Annotated in this window: 14 protein-coding genes; 5 read left to right on the plus strand and 9 right to left on the minus strand. The window is 64.5% G+C overall.

Translation table 11 applies throughout. The annotated features are described in order from the left end of the window. Nucleotides 1-6 precede the first annotated feature (6 nt). Entirely contained in the window at nt 7-540 is a 534-nt protein-coding gene (locus ABNP46_RS19210; protein WP_349919945.1) for an MgtC/SapB family protein, read from the plus strand. 85 nt (nt 541-625) lie between these two features. Here the strand turns inward: ABNP46_RS19210 and ABNP46_RS19215 are convergent, their stop codons facing one another. Further along, nucleotides 626-2,245, minus strand: coding sequence for an alpha-amylase family protein (locus ABNP46_RS19215; protein WP_349919946.1), 1,620 nt, complete (start codon nt 2,243-2,245; stop codon nt 626-628). Between the two features lie 124 nt (nt 2,246-2,369). Beyond that, nucleotides 2,370-2,642: a DUF2442 domain-containing protein gene (locus ABNP46_RS19220; RefSeq protein WP_349919947.1), complete on the minus strand. Its 273-nt coding sequence runs from the start codon at nt 2,640-2,642 to the stop codon at nt 2,370-2,372. Nucleotides 2,643-2,902: 260 nt separating this feature from the next. Between ABNP46_RS19220 and ABNP46_RS19225 the strand changes: the two genes are divergently transcribed. Next, on the plus strand, nt 2,903-4,867 hold the full coding sequence (locus ABNP46_RS19225) for an LTA synthase family protein (RefSeq protein ID WP_349919948.1): 1,965 nt from the start codon (nt 2,903-2,905) through the stop codon (nt 4,865-4,867). A 57-nt stretch (nt 4,868-4,924) separates the two neighbouring features. Here the strand turns inward: ABNP46_RS19225 and ABNP46_RS19230 are convergent, their stop codons facing one another. Further along, the gene (locus ABNP46_RS19230) at nt 4,925-5,395 is read right to left on the minus strand and encodes an Lrp/AsnC family transcriptional regulator (protein WP_349919950.1); all 471 of its coding nucleotides are present in this window, start codon (nt 5,393-5,395) and stop codon (nt 4,925-4,927) included. A gap of 161 nt (nt 5,396-5,556) precedes the next feature. Here ABNP46_RS19230 and ABNP46_RS19235 point away from each other — a divergent pair, with 161 nt between their 5' ends. Beyond that, complete coding sequence (locus ABNP46_RS19235; protein ID WP_349919951.1) at nt 5,557-6,069, plus strand: phosphatase domain-containing putative toxin; 513 nt, start codon at nt 5,557-5,559, stop codon at nt 6,067-6,069. Nucleotides 6,070-6,142: 73 nt separating this feature from the next. Here ABNP46_RS19235 and metA read toward each other — a convergent pair whose 3' ends face one another. Next, nucleotides 6,143-7,090, minus strand: coding sequence for a homoserine O-acetyltransferase MetA (metA, locus tag ABNP46_RS19240; RefSeq protein WP_349919953.1), 948 nt, complete (start codon nt 7,088-7,090; stop codon nt 6,143-6,145). 143 nt (nt 7,091-7,233) lie between these two features. Between metA and ABNP46_RS19245 the strand changes: the two genes are divergently transcribed. Both ABNP46_RS19245 and ABNP46_RS19250 read left to right on the plus strand, forming a co-directional pair. Then, nucleotides 7,234-8,472 carry an HD-GYP domain-containing protein gene (locus tag ABNP46_RS19245; RefSeq protein WP_349919955.1) on the plus strand — a complete coding sequence of 413 codons (1,239 nt, stop codon included), beginning with the start codon at nt 7,234-7,236 and terminating at the stop codon, nt 8,470-8,472. Between the two features lie 34 nt (nt 8,473-8,506). After that, nucleotides 8,507-9,670: a CinA family nicotinamide mononucleotide deamidase-related protein gene (locus ABNP46_RS19250; RefSeq protein WP_349919956.1), complete on the plus strand. Its 1,164-nt coding sequence runs from the start codon at nt 8,507-8,509 to the stop codon at nt 9,668-9,670. A gap of 14 nt (nt 9,671-9,684) precedes the next feature. On the opposite strand, the gene ABNP46_RS19255 is transcribed toward ABNP46_RS19250, so the two are convergent. The 5 genes from ABNP46_RS19255 to ABNP46_RS19275 all read right to left on the minus strand — a co-directional run bounded on the left by ABNP46_RS19255 (nt 9,685) and on the right by ABNP46_RS19275 (nt 12,724). Beyond that, nucleotides 9,685-10,221 (minus strand): metal-dependent hydrolase, encoded by a 537-nt coding sequence (locus tag ABNP46_RS19255; RefSeq protein WP_349919958.1) that lies wholly within the window; start codon nt 10,219-10,221, stop codon nt 9,685-9,687. A gap of 235 nt (nt 10,222-10,456) precedes the next feature. Then, complete coding sequence (locus ABNP46_RS19260) at nt 10,457-11,551, minus strand: ABC transporter permease (protein WP_349919959.1); 1,095 nt, start codon at nt 11,549-11,551, stop codon at nt 10,457-10,459. Then, nucleotides 11,548-11,673, minus strand: a complete 126-nt coding sequence (locus ABNP46_RS19265; protein WP_349919961.1) for a hypothetical protein — start codon at nt 11,671-11,673, stop codon at nt 11,548-11,550. Before ABNP46_RS19265 ends, ABNP46_RS19260 begins: the two co-directional genes overlap by 4 nt. Beyond that, nucleotides 11,670-11,798, minus strand: a complete 129-nt coding sequence (locus tag ABNP46_RS19270; protein WP_349919963.1) for a hypothetical protein — start codon at nt 11,796-11,798, stop codon at nt 11,670-11,672. The genes ABNP46_RS19265 and ABNP46_RS19270 overlap by 4 nt, the downstream gene beginning before the upstream one ends. Further along, complete coding sequence (locus tag ABNP46_RS19275) at nt 11,795-12,724, minus strand: ABC transporter ATP-binding protein (RefSeq protein ID WP_349922584.1); 930 nt, start codon at nt 12,722-12,724, stop codon at nt 11,795-11,797. The genes ABNP46_RS19270 and ABNP46_RS19275 overlap by 4 nt, the downstream gene beginning before the upstream one ends. Nucleotide 12,725 lies beyond the last annotated feature (1 nt).

The following is a 12,725-nucleotide window of genomic DNA, read 5'->3' on the forward strand; positions in this document are numbered from 1 at the left end:
GTGAACATGATGACAACGCAGTGGTGGGACATAGCGCCCCTCGGCTGGGAGAATATCCTGGCCTGCCTGGTGTGCGGCGGTCTGGTGGGGCTGGAGCGCCAGCTTCACGGCAAGCCGGTCGGCATCCGCACCTCCTCCCTCATCGTCCTCGGTACATACTGTTTTCTCGCCATCGGGGCCACCGTCAGCACGGTGGCCGCCGATCAGGCTCGGGTACTGGGCCAGCTCATCACCGGTATCGGCTTTCTCGGCGCCGGGGTCATGATGACCCGGGACGGCCAGGTGCAGGGCGTCACCTCGGCAGCCACCATCTGGATGCTGGCCGCCCTCGGCGCCCTCATCGGCATGGAGCTGCTGCGCCAGGCCTTGCTGCTCACCGGCGTCACCCTGGGGATCCTGGTGGGTGTGCACTACCTGGAGAGCAGCTTCAAGAGTCTGCGCCGCGGGGTACACGACAGACTGGAGCTGTGGCGCAGCGGCAACGGTCATGCTCCCGCCCGCAACCACAGGGATGAGCTCGGCAGCGGCATCGAGAAATAGCGAGTGCCGGCGAAACCGGAACCATGCAGCAGGGCTCCATATCGGAGCCCTGCTTGTTGTTGGGGTAAAGGTGCGAGGTGGCGCGCTATTGCAGCAACAGGAAGCGTCCGCTGAGCGGCGGCAGCTCGACGGTCACGCTGCTGCCTCCGATGGCCAGCCGCTCGCCGCTTTGCAGATCCACCAGGGCACTGCCGCTGCGCAGCTTGCCGACCGGCACCCCATAGCTCTGAGGCGTGCTGGAGACGTTGAGCAGGTAGACGACTTGCTCGGCTGCCGTCTGCTTGATGTCCCCGTAGACGCTGCCATCGGCCACCAGCTTGACCCGCTCCCCCTGATAGAGGGCGGGGTGAGCGGCGCGCAGGGCCAGCAGCTGGCCGAGCCAGGCCTTGAGATCCGCCTGTTCGCTGCTCGGCACGAAATCGGTGACGCCCGGCACCTTGCCGTCGCTGCGAGCCACGTGATCATCGCACAGCCCTTGGGCCGCGCAGTCGCCGCTCACCTGCTTGGCAAAGCCCGGCACCTCGTCACCAAACTCCTCCCCGTAGTAGAGGGTGATGGGACCGGAGCGGGCCGCGAGGAAGCTCAGGGCCGCCTTGTGGCGCAGCCAGTAGCCCGCCGGATCGAAGTTGCCACGCTGGAGCAGGTCACCGAAGCGCACCAGATCGTGGTTGCCCAGCATCAGGTTCGGCATGGCGTGGCTGGGGTAGTTCTCCACCTTGTTCCAGCTGGCATCGAGCACACCAGCCCCCTGCCCGCCCTTGCCGGACTCTTCCACCGCCAGGGCCTGCACCAGGCCGTAACGCAGGGGGAAGTCGAACGCCGAGGGGAGTGCCGGCTTGTCGCTCGGGCCATAGGCTTCACTTCGGATCTCGTCCGCCCCCTTCCACACCTCCCCCACCAGGTAGCCCAGGGTGCCCCACTGCTGACCTGCGGCCTTGCGAGCCGCGCTCGCCTGCTCCACCTCGGTGCGAATGGCGCGCCAGTCGTCCAGCCCGAGCTGATAGGCCTGATCCAGGCGCCAGCCATCGATGCCGTACTGCTCGACCCAATAGCGAGCAACTTCCTTGAAGTAGGCGAGGCTCTCTGGCTTGCCGTAATCCACCAGCTGGCCCGGATACCCGGCGCCGCCGCTCTTGAGGGCAGGCAGACGTCCCTCGGGGGAAGGCTTGCTCACCCCGACTGTGTTGACGTGGCCGAACACCCCATCGAGCAGGACATAGAGCCCCCGCTTGTGGGCCTCGTCCACCAGGGTCTTGAGCTCCGCATTGGTGCCGAAATTGGGATCGACGTTGAAGAAGTCGCAGGCGAAGTAGCCGGTGGCATCCAGCCTGTCGTCCCCGCCCTGACCGGCGCAGGAGTCAAACACCGGAGTGAGCCAGAGAGCGTTGACGTTGAGGCTCTTGATGTGATCCAGGCTCTGGATGATCCCTTGCAGATCCCCGTTGTGCCGGGAGGGGCCATAGCCGACCCCGTAGTTGGCAGCCCCATTCCCGTCGACGAAGGACTCCACCATCACCTGGTAGATCCGCAGGTTGCAAGCGGCCAGATCCGTGCCATAGCAAGCCCTGGCGGAGGCAGGAGGAGAAGGTGGATTGACCACCGGCGGCTGGGTCTCAGTCTCTGTGCTGCCGCCACCACTGCCGCATGCAGAGAGGAGCATGGCTGCCCCCAATAGGGCGCCATGGCGCAACTTTCCCTGTTTCATTGTTATCTTCCCGCTGTGGAGGTATCGGCGCAGGGTGCGCCGTACTGATGCCATATTAACCAGCGGACAGAAGGAGGTCTGTGACTGAAAACGTTATCTGGTTCAGCGTGTTAGCGCTGCCGGCTCAGTGCAGGTTACGGCTGTTGAACGCCTCGCGCTCGTCGATGGGGGTGATGAGGTGATAGACCTCGTGAGCGGCCAGCACGCAGCCTCCCGGCCAGGCCAGCTGATGGCGATCATTGATGAAGACCCGGGCACAACGTCGTTCCGTGTCCAGGGTGGCAAACAGGGGTTGCTCACGCCAGGGGGTCAAGTCCAGCGCCCCCGTGGTTCCGTCCGAAAGCACCACAAACAGACACCATCCCTGCAGATACTCCACATCCAGAAAGACCGGCATGATCTCGGCTCCATTCGAGAGATTCCGGCGCCATTATAGTGAAGCGCGCCCCATGCTTTGTGATGCCCATCACGTTTCAATCAGCCGTTTATACCGTCATTTTGCGTGAGATTGCCCAGTAAAACCGGCAACCACCCCGCTCCCAGCAAATTTTCCTTCCCCTTGCCGCAACCTTATCGAACCGCCACTGTCATACGTTTGCAACATCATAAAAATGGCCCCGGATGGGCTTAACAGACAGGCTTTTTTCAGGAAAAACAATGACAAAGATAAGGAATTGGCTGGGCCCATTTTGGCCCATTGCCGTGTTTTCAGTGATCGCGCTATTTGCCCTCTCCGCGAGCCGGATAGGGCTCGGGCTCTGGCAACAGGAGCGGGTTGAGGCGGTCAACGGCTGGTCTCAGATGTTGCTGCAAGGCCTGAGGGTCGACTTCGCCACCCTGTGCTGGGTATGGGGCGTCCCCGCCGTCTTTACCCTGCTGCTGGCCGGTCCCCATGCCCTCGGCCGAGCCTGGATGCAGCTGATCCGGCTCTGGCTGACCCTGGGGCTCTGGCTGATGCTGTTCCTCGAGATCTCCACCCCTTCTTTCGTCACCGAGTACGGAGTGCGCCCCAATCGCCTCTACATCGAATACCTCATTTATCCGAAAGAGGTGCTGGCCATGCTGTGGGCCGGCCGCAAGGGGGAGCTGCTGCTGGCCCTGGTGTTCAGCACGGGCGTGCTGGCTGGTGGCTGGTGGCTCGGGGGTCGCCTGATCCGCAACCTCAGCTTCCCGCGCTGGTATCTGCGGCCCGCCTTTGCCCTGCTGATCCTGGCCATCGGCTTCCTCGGTGCCCGCTCCAGCCTGGGTCACCGCGCCCTCAACCCGGCCATGGTGGCCTTCGCCAGCGATCCTCTGATCAACGCCCTGGTGGTCAACTCCTCCTACTCCCTGTTCTTCGCCATCAAGCAGATGGGGGCCGAGGAGAACGCCAGCGAGTTCTACGGCGAGCTGCCCCAGCAGCGGATCCTGGCGCTGGTGCGCGAGGAGAGCGGGCGCCCGAGCCAGGACTTCAACTCCGAAACCCTGCCGAGCCAGAGCTTCAACGAGGCCAGCCATACCGGCAAGCCGAAGAATCTGGTGATCCTGCTGCAGGAGAGCCTGGGGGCCCAGTTCGTCGGCTCCCTCGGCGGCCTGCCGCTGACCCCCAACATCGATGCCCTGTCGAAGGAGGGTTGGGCCTTCAACCAGCTCTACGCCACCGGCACCCGTTCAGTGCGCGGCATAGAGGCCGTGCTGACCGGTTTCACGCCAACTCCGGCCCAGGCCGTGGTCAAGCTCGGCAAGAGCCAGACCAACTTCTTCACCATCGCCGATCTGCTGCGGCAGCGGGGCTACAGCACCAGTTTCATCTATGGCGGCGAGAGCCACTTCGACAATATGCGCAGCTTCTTCCTCGGCAACGGCTTCAGCCACATCGTCGAGCAGAAGGACTTCAAGAACCCGGTGTTCGAAGGCTCATGGGGCGCCTCTGACGAGGATCTGATGGCCAAGGCGGACGAGACCTTCCGGGCTCTCAGCAAGGAGGGCAAGCCCTTCTTCAGCCTGGTGTTCAGCTCCAGCAACCACGATCCGTTCGAGTTCCCGGATGGCCGGATCGACCTCTATGAGCAGCCCAAGCAGACCCGCAACAACGCCGCCAAGTATGCGGACTATGCCATCGGCGAGTTCTTCAAGAAAGCCAGAGCATCGGATTACTGGAAGGACACCCTGTTCCTGGTCATCGCCGATCACGACAGCCGGGTCGGCGGTGCCAGCCTGGTGCCCATTCCCCGCTTCCACATCCCCGGGGTCATCGTCGGCGAGGGCATCACCCCGCGCCAGGATCCGCGCATCGTGAGCCAGATAGACATGGCGCCGACCCTGCTCTCCCTGATGGGGATAAGCGCCGACTACCCCATGCTGGGCAAGGATCTGACCCAGATACCGGCAGACTGGCCGGGGCGCGCCCTCATGCAGTACGACAAGAACTTCGCCCTGATGAGGGGCAACGACGTGGTGATCCTGCAACCGGAACGGGCGCCCGAGGGGTATGAATATGACCCGGCCAGCCAGCGGCTCACTCCGGCTGCGCAACCGGATGCCATGAAGGAGGCGGCGCTGGGACTGGTGCTCTGGGGCAGCCTGGCCTATCAGCAGGGGCTCTACCGGACCGCGCCTGACAGTCGCCTTGTGCTGAACTGATGCGATTTTACAGACAAAAAAACCGCCATTTGGCGGTTTTTTATTTCCTCATGCTAATCAGGAGGGGGAGAAGCAGGGGAGTGAACGGCTGAACTTGTGCTCGAACACCAGGGACGTCTCCAGATGCACCACCTCTTCCCGGGCGGTGAAGTGATCGAACACGAAGTTGCGCAGGTGCTCGGTATCGGCGACGCACAGATGCACCAGGAAGTCGTCCTTGCCCCCCATGTGGAACAGGCTGATCACCTCGGGCAGGGCCAGGATGGCGTCACGGAAGGCGTCGATGATCTGCCGGCTGTGGCGGGCCAGTTGCAGGGAAACCATGGCCTGGATATGACCGCCCAGCGCCTGATAGTCCACCTCGCAGTGCGCCCCCTTGAGCACCCCGTCCTGTTGCAGTTTGCGCACCCGCTCCAGGCAGGTGGAGGGCGCCACGCCGACCAGGGCGGCCAGGTCCTTGTTGGTCATGCCCGCATCGCGAAACAGGTGGGCCAGGATGTCCAAGTCCAGTTGATCCAGGTTTCTCATCTTCACTCCTTGCATCACTCGATTTTTTTAAGACTCTGCCCGTAATCCGGGCCGAACACAACGCTCATTGACATGGCAATCACTGCCTCTATGCTTTGCCGCACTCGGGCCTGGCACCGACAGCGTCGTTCAACACCTATCGACCCCTCACAAGGAACCCCATGCACCCCTCCCATCCGTTCTGGAGTCTGGATGTCCCCCGTTTCGACGGCCAACTGCTGCTGACCCCCTGCCCCGGCACCCAGCAGGTGTCCGCCCCGCACGCCCTGAGCCAGTTGCAGCTGGCCGGTGCCCGAGCGCTCATCACCCTGGTCACCGCCGACGAGCTGGCGGCCCAGGGCCTGCATCGGCTCGGCGCCGAGTCTGAGGCCAGGGGCATGGCCTGGTACCATCTGCCCATTCGGGACGACGAGGCGCCGGATGCCCAGTTCGAACAGACCTGGCGCCAGTTGCTACCGGAGCTCATTTCCTTGCTGCGAGACGGCAAACAGGTCGCCATTCACTGCCGCGGCGGCAGTGGTCGTACCGGTCTGGTGGCGGCCGCCCTGCTGATGGCGCTGGGCCAGCCACAACCGGAGGCCATGGCCTGCGTCCGGGCCCACCGCCCCAGGGCATTCACCCTGGGCAGCCACCGCCTCTGGCTCGATGGCTGGGGAGCTCGGCTGGCGGACTGAGGCAATTCAACCGCCGGACTGCTCGCAGGCCCACTGTCTCTTCGGGATAGCGGATAGACCGGCCGTTGGCACCTCAAGGCTTGGGCGGCTGGTAAGTAAACACCTTGCCGATGTCTTCCACCTTGTAGCTGGTGAGCTGGTAGACGTAGTAGTTGAGCCAGTTGGAGAACAGCAGGTGGCCGTGGCTGCGCCAGCTGGCTCGCGGCGTCCGGGTCGGATCGCCCTCCGGGTAGTAGTTGACCGGCACGACGGGGGTGAGCCCGGCCGCCAGATCCCGCTGATACTCTCCGTCCAGGGTCAGGGCGTCGTATTCAGGATGACCGGTGACGAACACCTGACGGCAATCCTTGGTCGCGGCCAGATAGACCCCCGCCTCTTCGGACTCCGCGAAGATCTGCAGATCCGTGTGGGCGCGGATAAGATCCCCATCGAACGCCGCATAGCGGGAGTGGGGGGCGACGAACTCGTCGTCGAAGCCCCGCAGCAGCGGCTCGTGCTCATCGAGACGATGATGACGATAGACCCCGGAGAGCTTCTCGCCGTGAGTCTGTTTCTCCATGCCGTAGAGCGCCTTGAGGGCCGCCTGCACCGCCCAGCACAGGAAGAGGGTGGAGGTCACATGCCGATGGGACCACTCGATGATCTCGACGATGCGCGGCCAGTAAACCACCTCCTCGAACTCCACCAGCCCGAGCGGCGCCCCCGTGATGATCATGCCGTCGTAGTTGTTGCCCCGCACCTGTTCGAAGTCGTGATAGAAGTTCTCGAGGTGCGCCTGGGGCGTGTTCTTGGACTCCCTGTCGTCGATGCGCAGCAGATCCACGTCCACCTGCAACGGCGAGTTGGAGAGCATCCGCATCAGCTGGATCTCGGTCTCTATCTTCTTGGGCATCAGATTGAGGATGAGCACCCGCAGGGGGCGGATGTTCTGGGTGACGGCCCGGGATTCCGTCATGACGAAGATGTTCTCTTCCCCCAGCACTTCGGCGGCGGGCAACTGGTCCGGGATCTTGATCGGCATACTGACTCCCTGTACTGCATCGGTAAACATGTCTGGACATCTAGAAGCCTATAATAAAGCGCCCGCCCTGTCATCAGATAGCTTTTCTTCATTCCGCCCTTTGACTAGCATACGACTTCACTCTGTTTTTCATGCCCAAGCCCATGACAGGTATCAAGATCTCGGTAGATCGGCTGCAAGTCGGCAATTATGTCTCCCTGCCACTGGGCTGGCGCGAACACCCCTTCCTGTTTTCCAGCTTCAAACTCAAGAGTGAACAGGAGATAGCGCTCATCCGCCGGCTCGGCCTCAAACTGGTCACCATCATCCCCGACAAGAGCGATACGCCCCCCAAACCCCTCGACCAGGTCGCTCCCCCATCAGCCGATGGCGGTGCCCTCGCCAACCGCCAGCAGGAGATGCAGCAGGAGAAGGCCAGGCGCATCGAGCAGTTGCAGCGTTATCGCCGGGATCTGCAGCAGTGCGAGAAGCAGTTCCAGCAATCCCTGGCCCAGGTACGCAGCCTGATGGGCAAGATCCAGTCCCGACCCCTCAACGCCATCGGCGAGGCCCGGGAGCTCATCAACGCCATGACGGAGCAGCTGCTGTCGGTGGACGAGATGGTGCTGCACCTGGTCTCCGACAGCGAGGATGGCAACAGCCTGCAGTTCCACTCCCTCAACGTCAGCGTGCTCAGCATGCTGCTGGCCAGGGAGTGCAAGCTGCCGGCGGAGGCGATCCGCCAGGTCGGCATGGGGGCGCTGTTCCACGACATCGGCAAGTTGAAGCTGCCGAGCCAGCTGCTGCGCAAACGCGGCCCCTTCACCAGACCCGAGCAGAATCTGATGGCCCAGCATCCCCGCTTCGGCCTGGATCTCCTGAGCCACGCCAAGGATTTCCCGGAGCAGGCCAGGAGCATAGTGCGCCACCACCACGAATATCTGGATGGCAGCGGCCCGGAGGGGGTCAAGGGGGCGCAGCTCGATCCTTTGACCCAGATAGTCTCCCTGGTCAACGAGTACGACAACCTCTGCCACCTGCAGGCCAAGGTGCCCTACTCCGCCCTCGGCAACCTCTACAAGCTGCGCAAGGGGCAGTTCAACATCGACTACCTCGGCATGCTGATCCGGCTGATGGGGATCTACCCGCCGGGCAGCGTGGTGCAGCTCTCCAACGGCCAGGTCGGGCTGGTGATGTCGGTCAACAGCGCCCGTCTGCTCTACCCCGCCGTGCTGGTGTACGATCCGCGCATCCCGCGCCAGGAGGCCGCCATCATCGATCTCGAGCAGGCGGAGCTCACCATCGCCAAGGTGATCCACCCCAAACGGCTGCCACCGGCGGTGTTCGAGTATTTGAACCCGCGCACCCGGATCAGCTACTACTTCGAGCACGCCAAGCCTTGAGCTGCGCGGCTCATCATCGACCTCAGGAGTCTGCATGCGCATCGAGATAATCAGCACGGGGGACGAGATCGTCACCGGCCTGGTGGTGGACACCAACGCCGCCTGGCTCAGCGCCCTCTTGCTGGAACAGGGCTGGCAGGTGCGCCGCCGCGCCACCGTCGGTGACAACCTGGCGGATCTGAAGGCGGTGCTCGCAGAGAGCAGCGAGCGCGCCGAGGTGGTGCTGGTGTGCGGCGGGCTCGGCCCTACCGCCGACGATCTCACCGCCCAGGCGGCGGCCGAGGCCTTTGAGCAGCCGCTCACCCTCCATCCGGACTGGCTCGCCACCCTGGAGGCCCGTTACGCGGCCCGCGGCATCCCCATGCCCGCCAGCAATGCCAAGCAGGCCCATCTGCCTCAAGGCTGCGAGATCCTGGACAACCCGGTGGGCACCGCCTGCGGTTTTGTGGTGCGACACCCGGCTAGCCACGGCCAGAGCCAGCTGTTCTTCACCCCGGGTGTGCCGTTCGAATTCAAGCAGATGGTGCGCGAGCAGATAGTGCCACTCCTCAAGGCGCTGGCCGGGGAACAGACCGACACCGAGCTGCGCCGCTTCTACAGCTTCGGCGTCTCGGAATCCGCCCTGTCAGACCGGCTGGATGCCGCCCCCTGGCCAGCGGGGGTGGAGCTTGGCTATCGCTCCGCCATGCCGCTCATCGAGCTCAAGCTCATCGGTCACGGGGCGAGCGCCGCCGACCTGGATGCCGCCGAGGCGCGGCTGCTTGGGGAGATCTCCCCCTGGCTGGTGGGACGGGGGAACGAGGAGCCGGCCAGTCAGATCCTGGCTCTGCTCGGAGACCAGCCACTGACGCTCTGCGAGGGAGAGAGCCGGGGTGCCCTGCTCGGCCTCTGCCACGACTATCCCCAACTGCAGGCGCATTTCGACCCGCAGCTCCCCAGCGAGCTGGAACAGCTGAAGCGTGCAGAGACGGGGCTCAGTCTCACCATAGGGCGGGCGGGATCGGACGGTGTGCCCCTGCTGCTGTGCGCCCATGGCCAGGTGATGGGCCAGACCCTCAAGGTCCGCCACCCGGATCCGGACAGCGGGCGCCGGATCCTCGCCTTCGCCGCCCTCGACATGCTGCGTCGCCACCTCTTGGGGCTGCCGGTGATCGCGGACTATCTCACCCTGACCCGCAGCGCCCTGCGCCGGGACTAGGTCATCGACCGGGCTCAGAGCCTCGGCAGCAGGGCGGCCAGGGTACCCAGCCCCTGACCGCCATGAACCCAGTAGCCCGCCAGCGCCAGGGTCAGCAGACAGAACGCCGCCTCGTAGCCGCCCCCGCTCTTGAGGGGCAGGCCGGGCAGGCGAAAGCGCCGACGCAGGGGCCAGAACAGCGGGATCCCCGCCGGGGTGAGCCAATCCCCCAGCAGATGGCTCAGGTAGCCCACGATAAGGGCATCCTTCATCGCCACCGAGATAATCTCCGGCCCCTGAAACTGGGCCAGCCCCCAGATCCCCACCCCGACCGCCAGCAGGCTGTGGGTAAAGCCGCGATGGCCGAACAGGCGCGACAGCGGCCCCGAGATCCAGGGCAACTGGCGGCCCAGCAGGGACTTGGGGTGATCGAGATCCGGCAGCAGGGCACTGGCCAGGGCGAGCGGCACCAGCTGCCAGAGGCTGGCATCGGCCAGGGCCGGGGTCAGCTCCAGCTTGTGGGCAATCAGGGTACAGGTTACGGCAAACAGCAGGTGGCCTTGGGCGGTCATGATGGGCGTCGATGGAGCAAGAGATGGGCGGAGGGGATACTGGCCCGATGAGACCGGGCGGCAGATTAGCACCCCTCCCCGGGTCATGAGCAAGATGAATGTTGCTCATTCCCAGTTTTTGCAGTCATTTATTCCACAAAATACCCGTTCCACAGGCCAATGTTGACTCATACGGCGCCAAATTCACCACCAAACAAGGGGGTCGACCAGCCCGAGGGCGCTGGCCGAGCTCCAATCAGTCCAGGCTCTTCTTGAAGCGACGGGCGGCCAGGGTCAGCATCAGCAGGGTGAACCCCGCCAGCCAGAGCACGTCCGACAACAGATCCCCCATGTCACCCCCCCGCAGCACTATGCCCCTTATCAGCCGCATGAAATGGGTGGCGGGCAGCACCTCGGCCACCCACTGGGCCGGCACCGGCATCCCCTCGTAGGGAAACATGAAACCCGACAGCAGGATGGAGGGCAGCAGGATGAACACCGTCATCTGCATCGCCTGCAACTGGGTCTGGGCCAGGGTGGAGATGAGCAGCCCCAGGGTCAGGCTGGCGGCGATGAACAGCAGAGTCGCCAGCAGCACCTGGCTCAGGGCACCGTTGATGGGCACCGCGAAGATGAGATGACCAAGGCCGAGGATGATGACCACCTGGACGAGCCCCACCACTATGTAGGGCAGGATCTTGCCGATCATCAGCTCCAGCGAGCTGATCGGGGTGGTGATGAGCAGCTCCAGGTTGCCCCGTTCCCGCTCCCGCACGATGGCCGCCGAGGTGAACATGATCATGGTCATGGTGAGGATCACCCCGAGCAGGCCGGGCACTATGTTGACCGCCGCCCGGCGGGAGGGGTTGAAGTAGAGCACCGTCTCGAAGGTGGGGGGCGCACGTTCGGCCCCCGGCTTGAGTCCACTGAGGGGCATGGCGCGCAGCCCAAGCAGGGCATTGGCGATGACGGTATCGGACCCATCCACCAGCCACTGGCCCGCGCTCTCCCCATCGCTCAGGCGGCGAGCCAGATCCCGGGGCAGCACCAGCACGGCGCGCACCTCCCCCCGGGTCAGGGCGGCTTCCGCCTCCTGCAAGCCCACGTAGCGCCGCTCGATCTGCACCACCTGGGTGGCCCTGACCGCCTCCACCAGCAGCCGCCCCGGCACGCTCTCGCTCATGTCCACCAGCCCGGCCGGGATCTGGCGCACATCCGTGTTGATGGCATAGCCAAACAGCAGCAGTTGCAGCAGGGGGATCATGACGACCATGCCGAAGGTCAGCCTGTCCCGCGCCAGCTGCCTCAGCTCCTTCTGGGTGATGGCCCAGAGCCGTCTCAGGCTGTTCATGGGTTCGCTCCTTTGGCAAAGATCCACGGGATCATCACCGCCATCCCGACCGTCAGCCTGTCCCGCACCAGCTGCCTCAGCACCTTCTGGGTGATGGCCCAGAGCCGTCTCAGGCTGTTCATGGGTTCGCTCCTTCGGCAAAGATCCACGGGATCATCACCACCACGTTGCCGACCGTCAGCCTGTCCCGCGCCAGCGGTCTCAGCTTCTTCCGGGTGATGGCCCAGAGCTGTTGCAAGCTGTTCATGCCCTGCGCTCCTGTCCGGTACAGCTGACGAACACATCCTCGAGACTGGGTCTGACCGGCACCAGACTGGCGTTCGCCAGGGCCGGGCAGGCCTGCCGCAGCCAGGAGACAGGATCCGCCAGATCCTTGTCCACCAGCACTCGCAGCCGCTGGCCGAGCTGGGCGGCGGATCGCACCGGCACCAGTTGCAAGAGTTGCTGCTTGAGCAGCCGCAGATCCGGGGCCTGCACCTCCACCACCTGGGTGTTCATGGCCTCCATCAGCGCCAGGGGGGAGCCCTGGGCGCGCACCTTGCCCGCCTCCATGATGGCTAGGCCGTGGCAACGCTCCGCTTCATCCATGTAGTGGGTGGTGACCAGGATGGTGGTACCCCCTTCGCTCAGGTCGAACAGCTTCTCCCAGAAGTCGCGCCGGTTCTGGGGATCCACTGCCGAGGTGGGCTCGTCCAGCAGCAGCAGATCCGGGCGGTGGATCACCGCCGCCGCCAGCGCCAGCCGCTGCTTCTGACCGCCGCTCATGGCCCCGGCCCGGCGCCGCGCCAAGGGCGTCAACTCATAGGTCGCCAGCAGCTCGTGCAGACGGGCATCGAGGGCCCGGCTGCCCATGCCGTGGATCCGCCCCATGAATTCCAGGTTTTCCCAGGCGGTGAGTTCGTCGTAGAGGGAGAACTTCTGGGTCATGTAGCCGATGCGGCGGCGCAGTGCCTCCGCCTGTTTCGGGATGGCGAGGCCCAGCACCTCGATTTCCCCCTCGGATGGGGTGAGCAGGCCGGTCAGCATCCGCAGGGTGGTGGACTTGCCACAGCCGTTGGGGCCGAGGAACCCCTGGATCTGCCCTCTGGGCACCGCCAGCGCCAGCCCGTCCACGGCGAGGAAGTCACCGAAGCGGCGACTCACCCCCCGGGCACTGATGGCCAGTTCACCCACG

The organism is Aeromonas veronii, assembly GCF_040215105.1.
Classification (GTDB): domain Bacteria; phylum Pseudomonadota; class Gammaproteobacteria; order Enterobacterales; family Aeromonadaceae; genus Aeromonas; species Aeromonas veronii_G.

Excerpts from the sequence above, each read along its gene's own strand:
- ABNP46_RS19210 (WP_349919945.1), top strand. The coding sequence starts at position 7 with ATGATGACAACGCAGTGGTGGGACATAGCGCCCCTCGGCTGGGAGAAT.
- ABNP46_RS19215 (WP_349919946.1), bottom strand. The coding sequence starts at position 2,245 with ATGAAACAGGGAAAGTTGCGCCATGGCGCCCTATTGGGGGCAGCCATG.
- ABNP46_RS19220 (WP_349919947.1), bottom strand. The coding sequence starts at position 2,642 with ATGCCGGTCTTTCTGGATGTGGAGTATCTGCAGGGATGGTGTCTGTTT.
- ABNP46_RS19225 (WP_349919948.1), top strand. The coding sequence starts at position 2,903 with ATGACAAAGATAAGGAATTGGCTGGGCCCATTTTGGCCCATTGCCGTG.
- ABNP46_RS19230 (WP_349919950.1), bottom strand. The coding sequence starts at position 5,395 with ATGAGAAACCTGGATCAACTGGACTTGGACATCCTGGCCCACCTGTTT.
- ABNP46_RS19235 (WP_349919951.1), top strand. The coding sequence starts at position 5,557 with ATGCACCCCTCCCATCCGTTCTGGAGTCTGGATGTCCCCCGTTTCGAC.
- metA (WP_349919953.1), bottom strand. The coding sequence starts at position 7,090 with ATGCCGATCAAGATCCCGGACCAGTTGCCCGCCGCCGAAGTGCTGGGG.
- ABNP46_RS19245 (WP_349919955.1), top strand. The coding sequence starts at position 7,234 with ATGACAGGTATCAAGATCTCGGTAGATCGGCTGCAAGTCGGCAATTAT.
- ABNP46_RS19250 (WP_349919956.1), top strand. The coding sequence starts at position 8,507 with ATGCGCATCGAGATAATCAGCACGGGGGACGAGATCGTCACCGGCCTG.
- ABNP46_RS19255 (WP_349919958.1), bottom strand. The coding sequence starts at position 10,221 with ATGACCGCCCAAGGCCACCTGCTGTTTGCCGTAACCTGTACCCTGATT.
- ABNP46_RS19260 (WP_349919959.1), bottom strand. The coding sequence starts at position 11,551 with ATGAACAGCCTGAGACGGCTCTGGGCCATCACCCAGAAGGAGCTGAGG.
- ABNP46_RS19265 (WP_349919961.1), bottom strand. The coding sequence starts at position 11,673 with ATGAACAGCCTGAGACGGCTCTGGGCCATCACCCAGAAGGTGCTGAGG.
- ABNP46_RS19270 (WP_349919963.1), bottom strand. The coding sequence starts at position 11,798 with ATGAACAGCTTGCAACAGCTCTGGGCCATCACCCGGAAGAAGCTGAGA.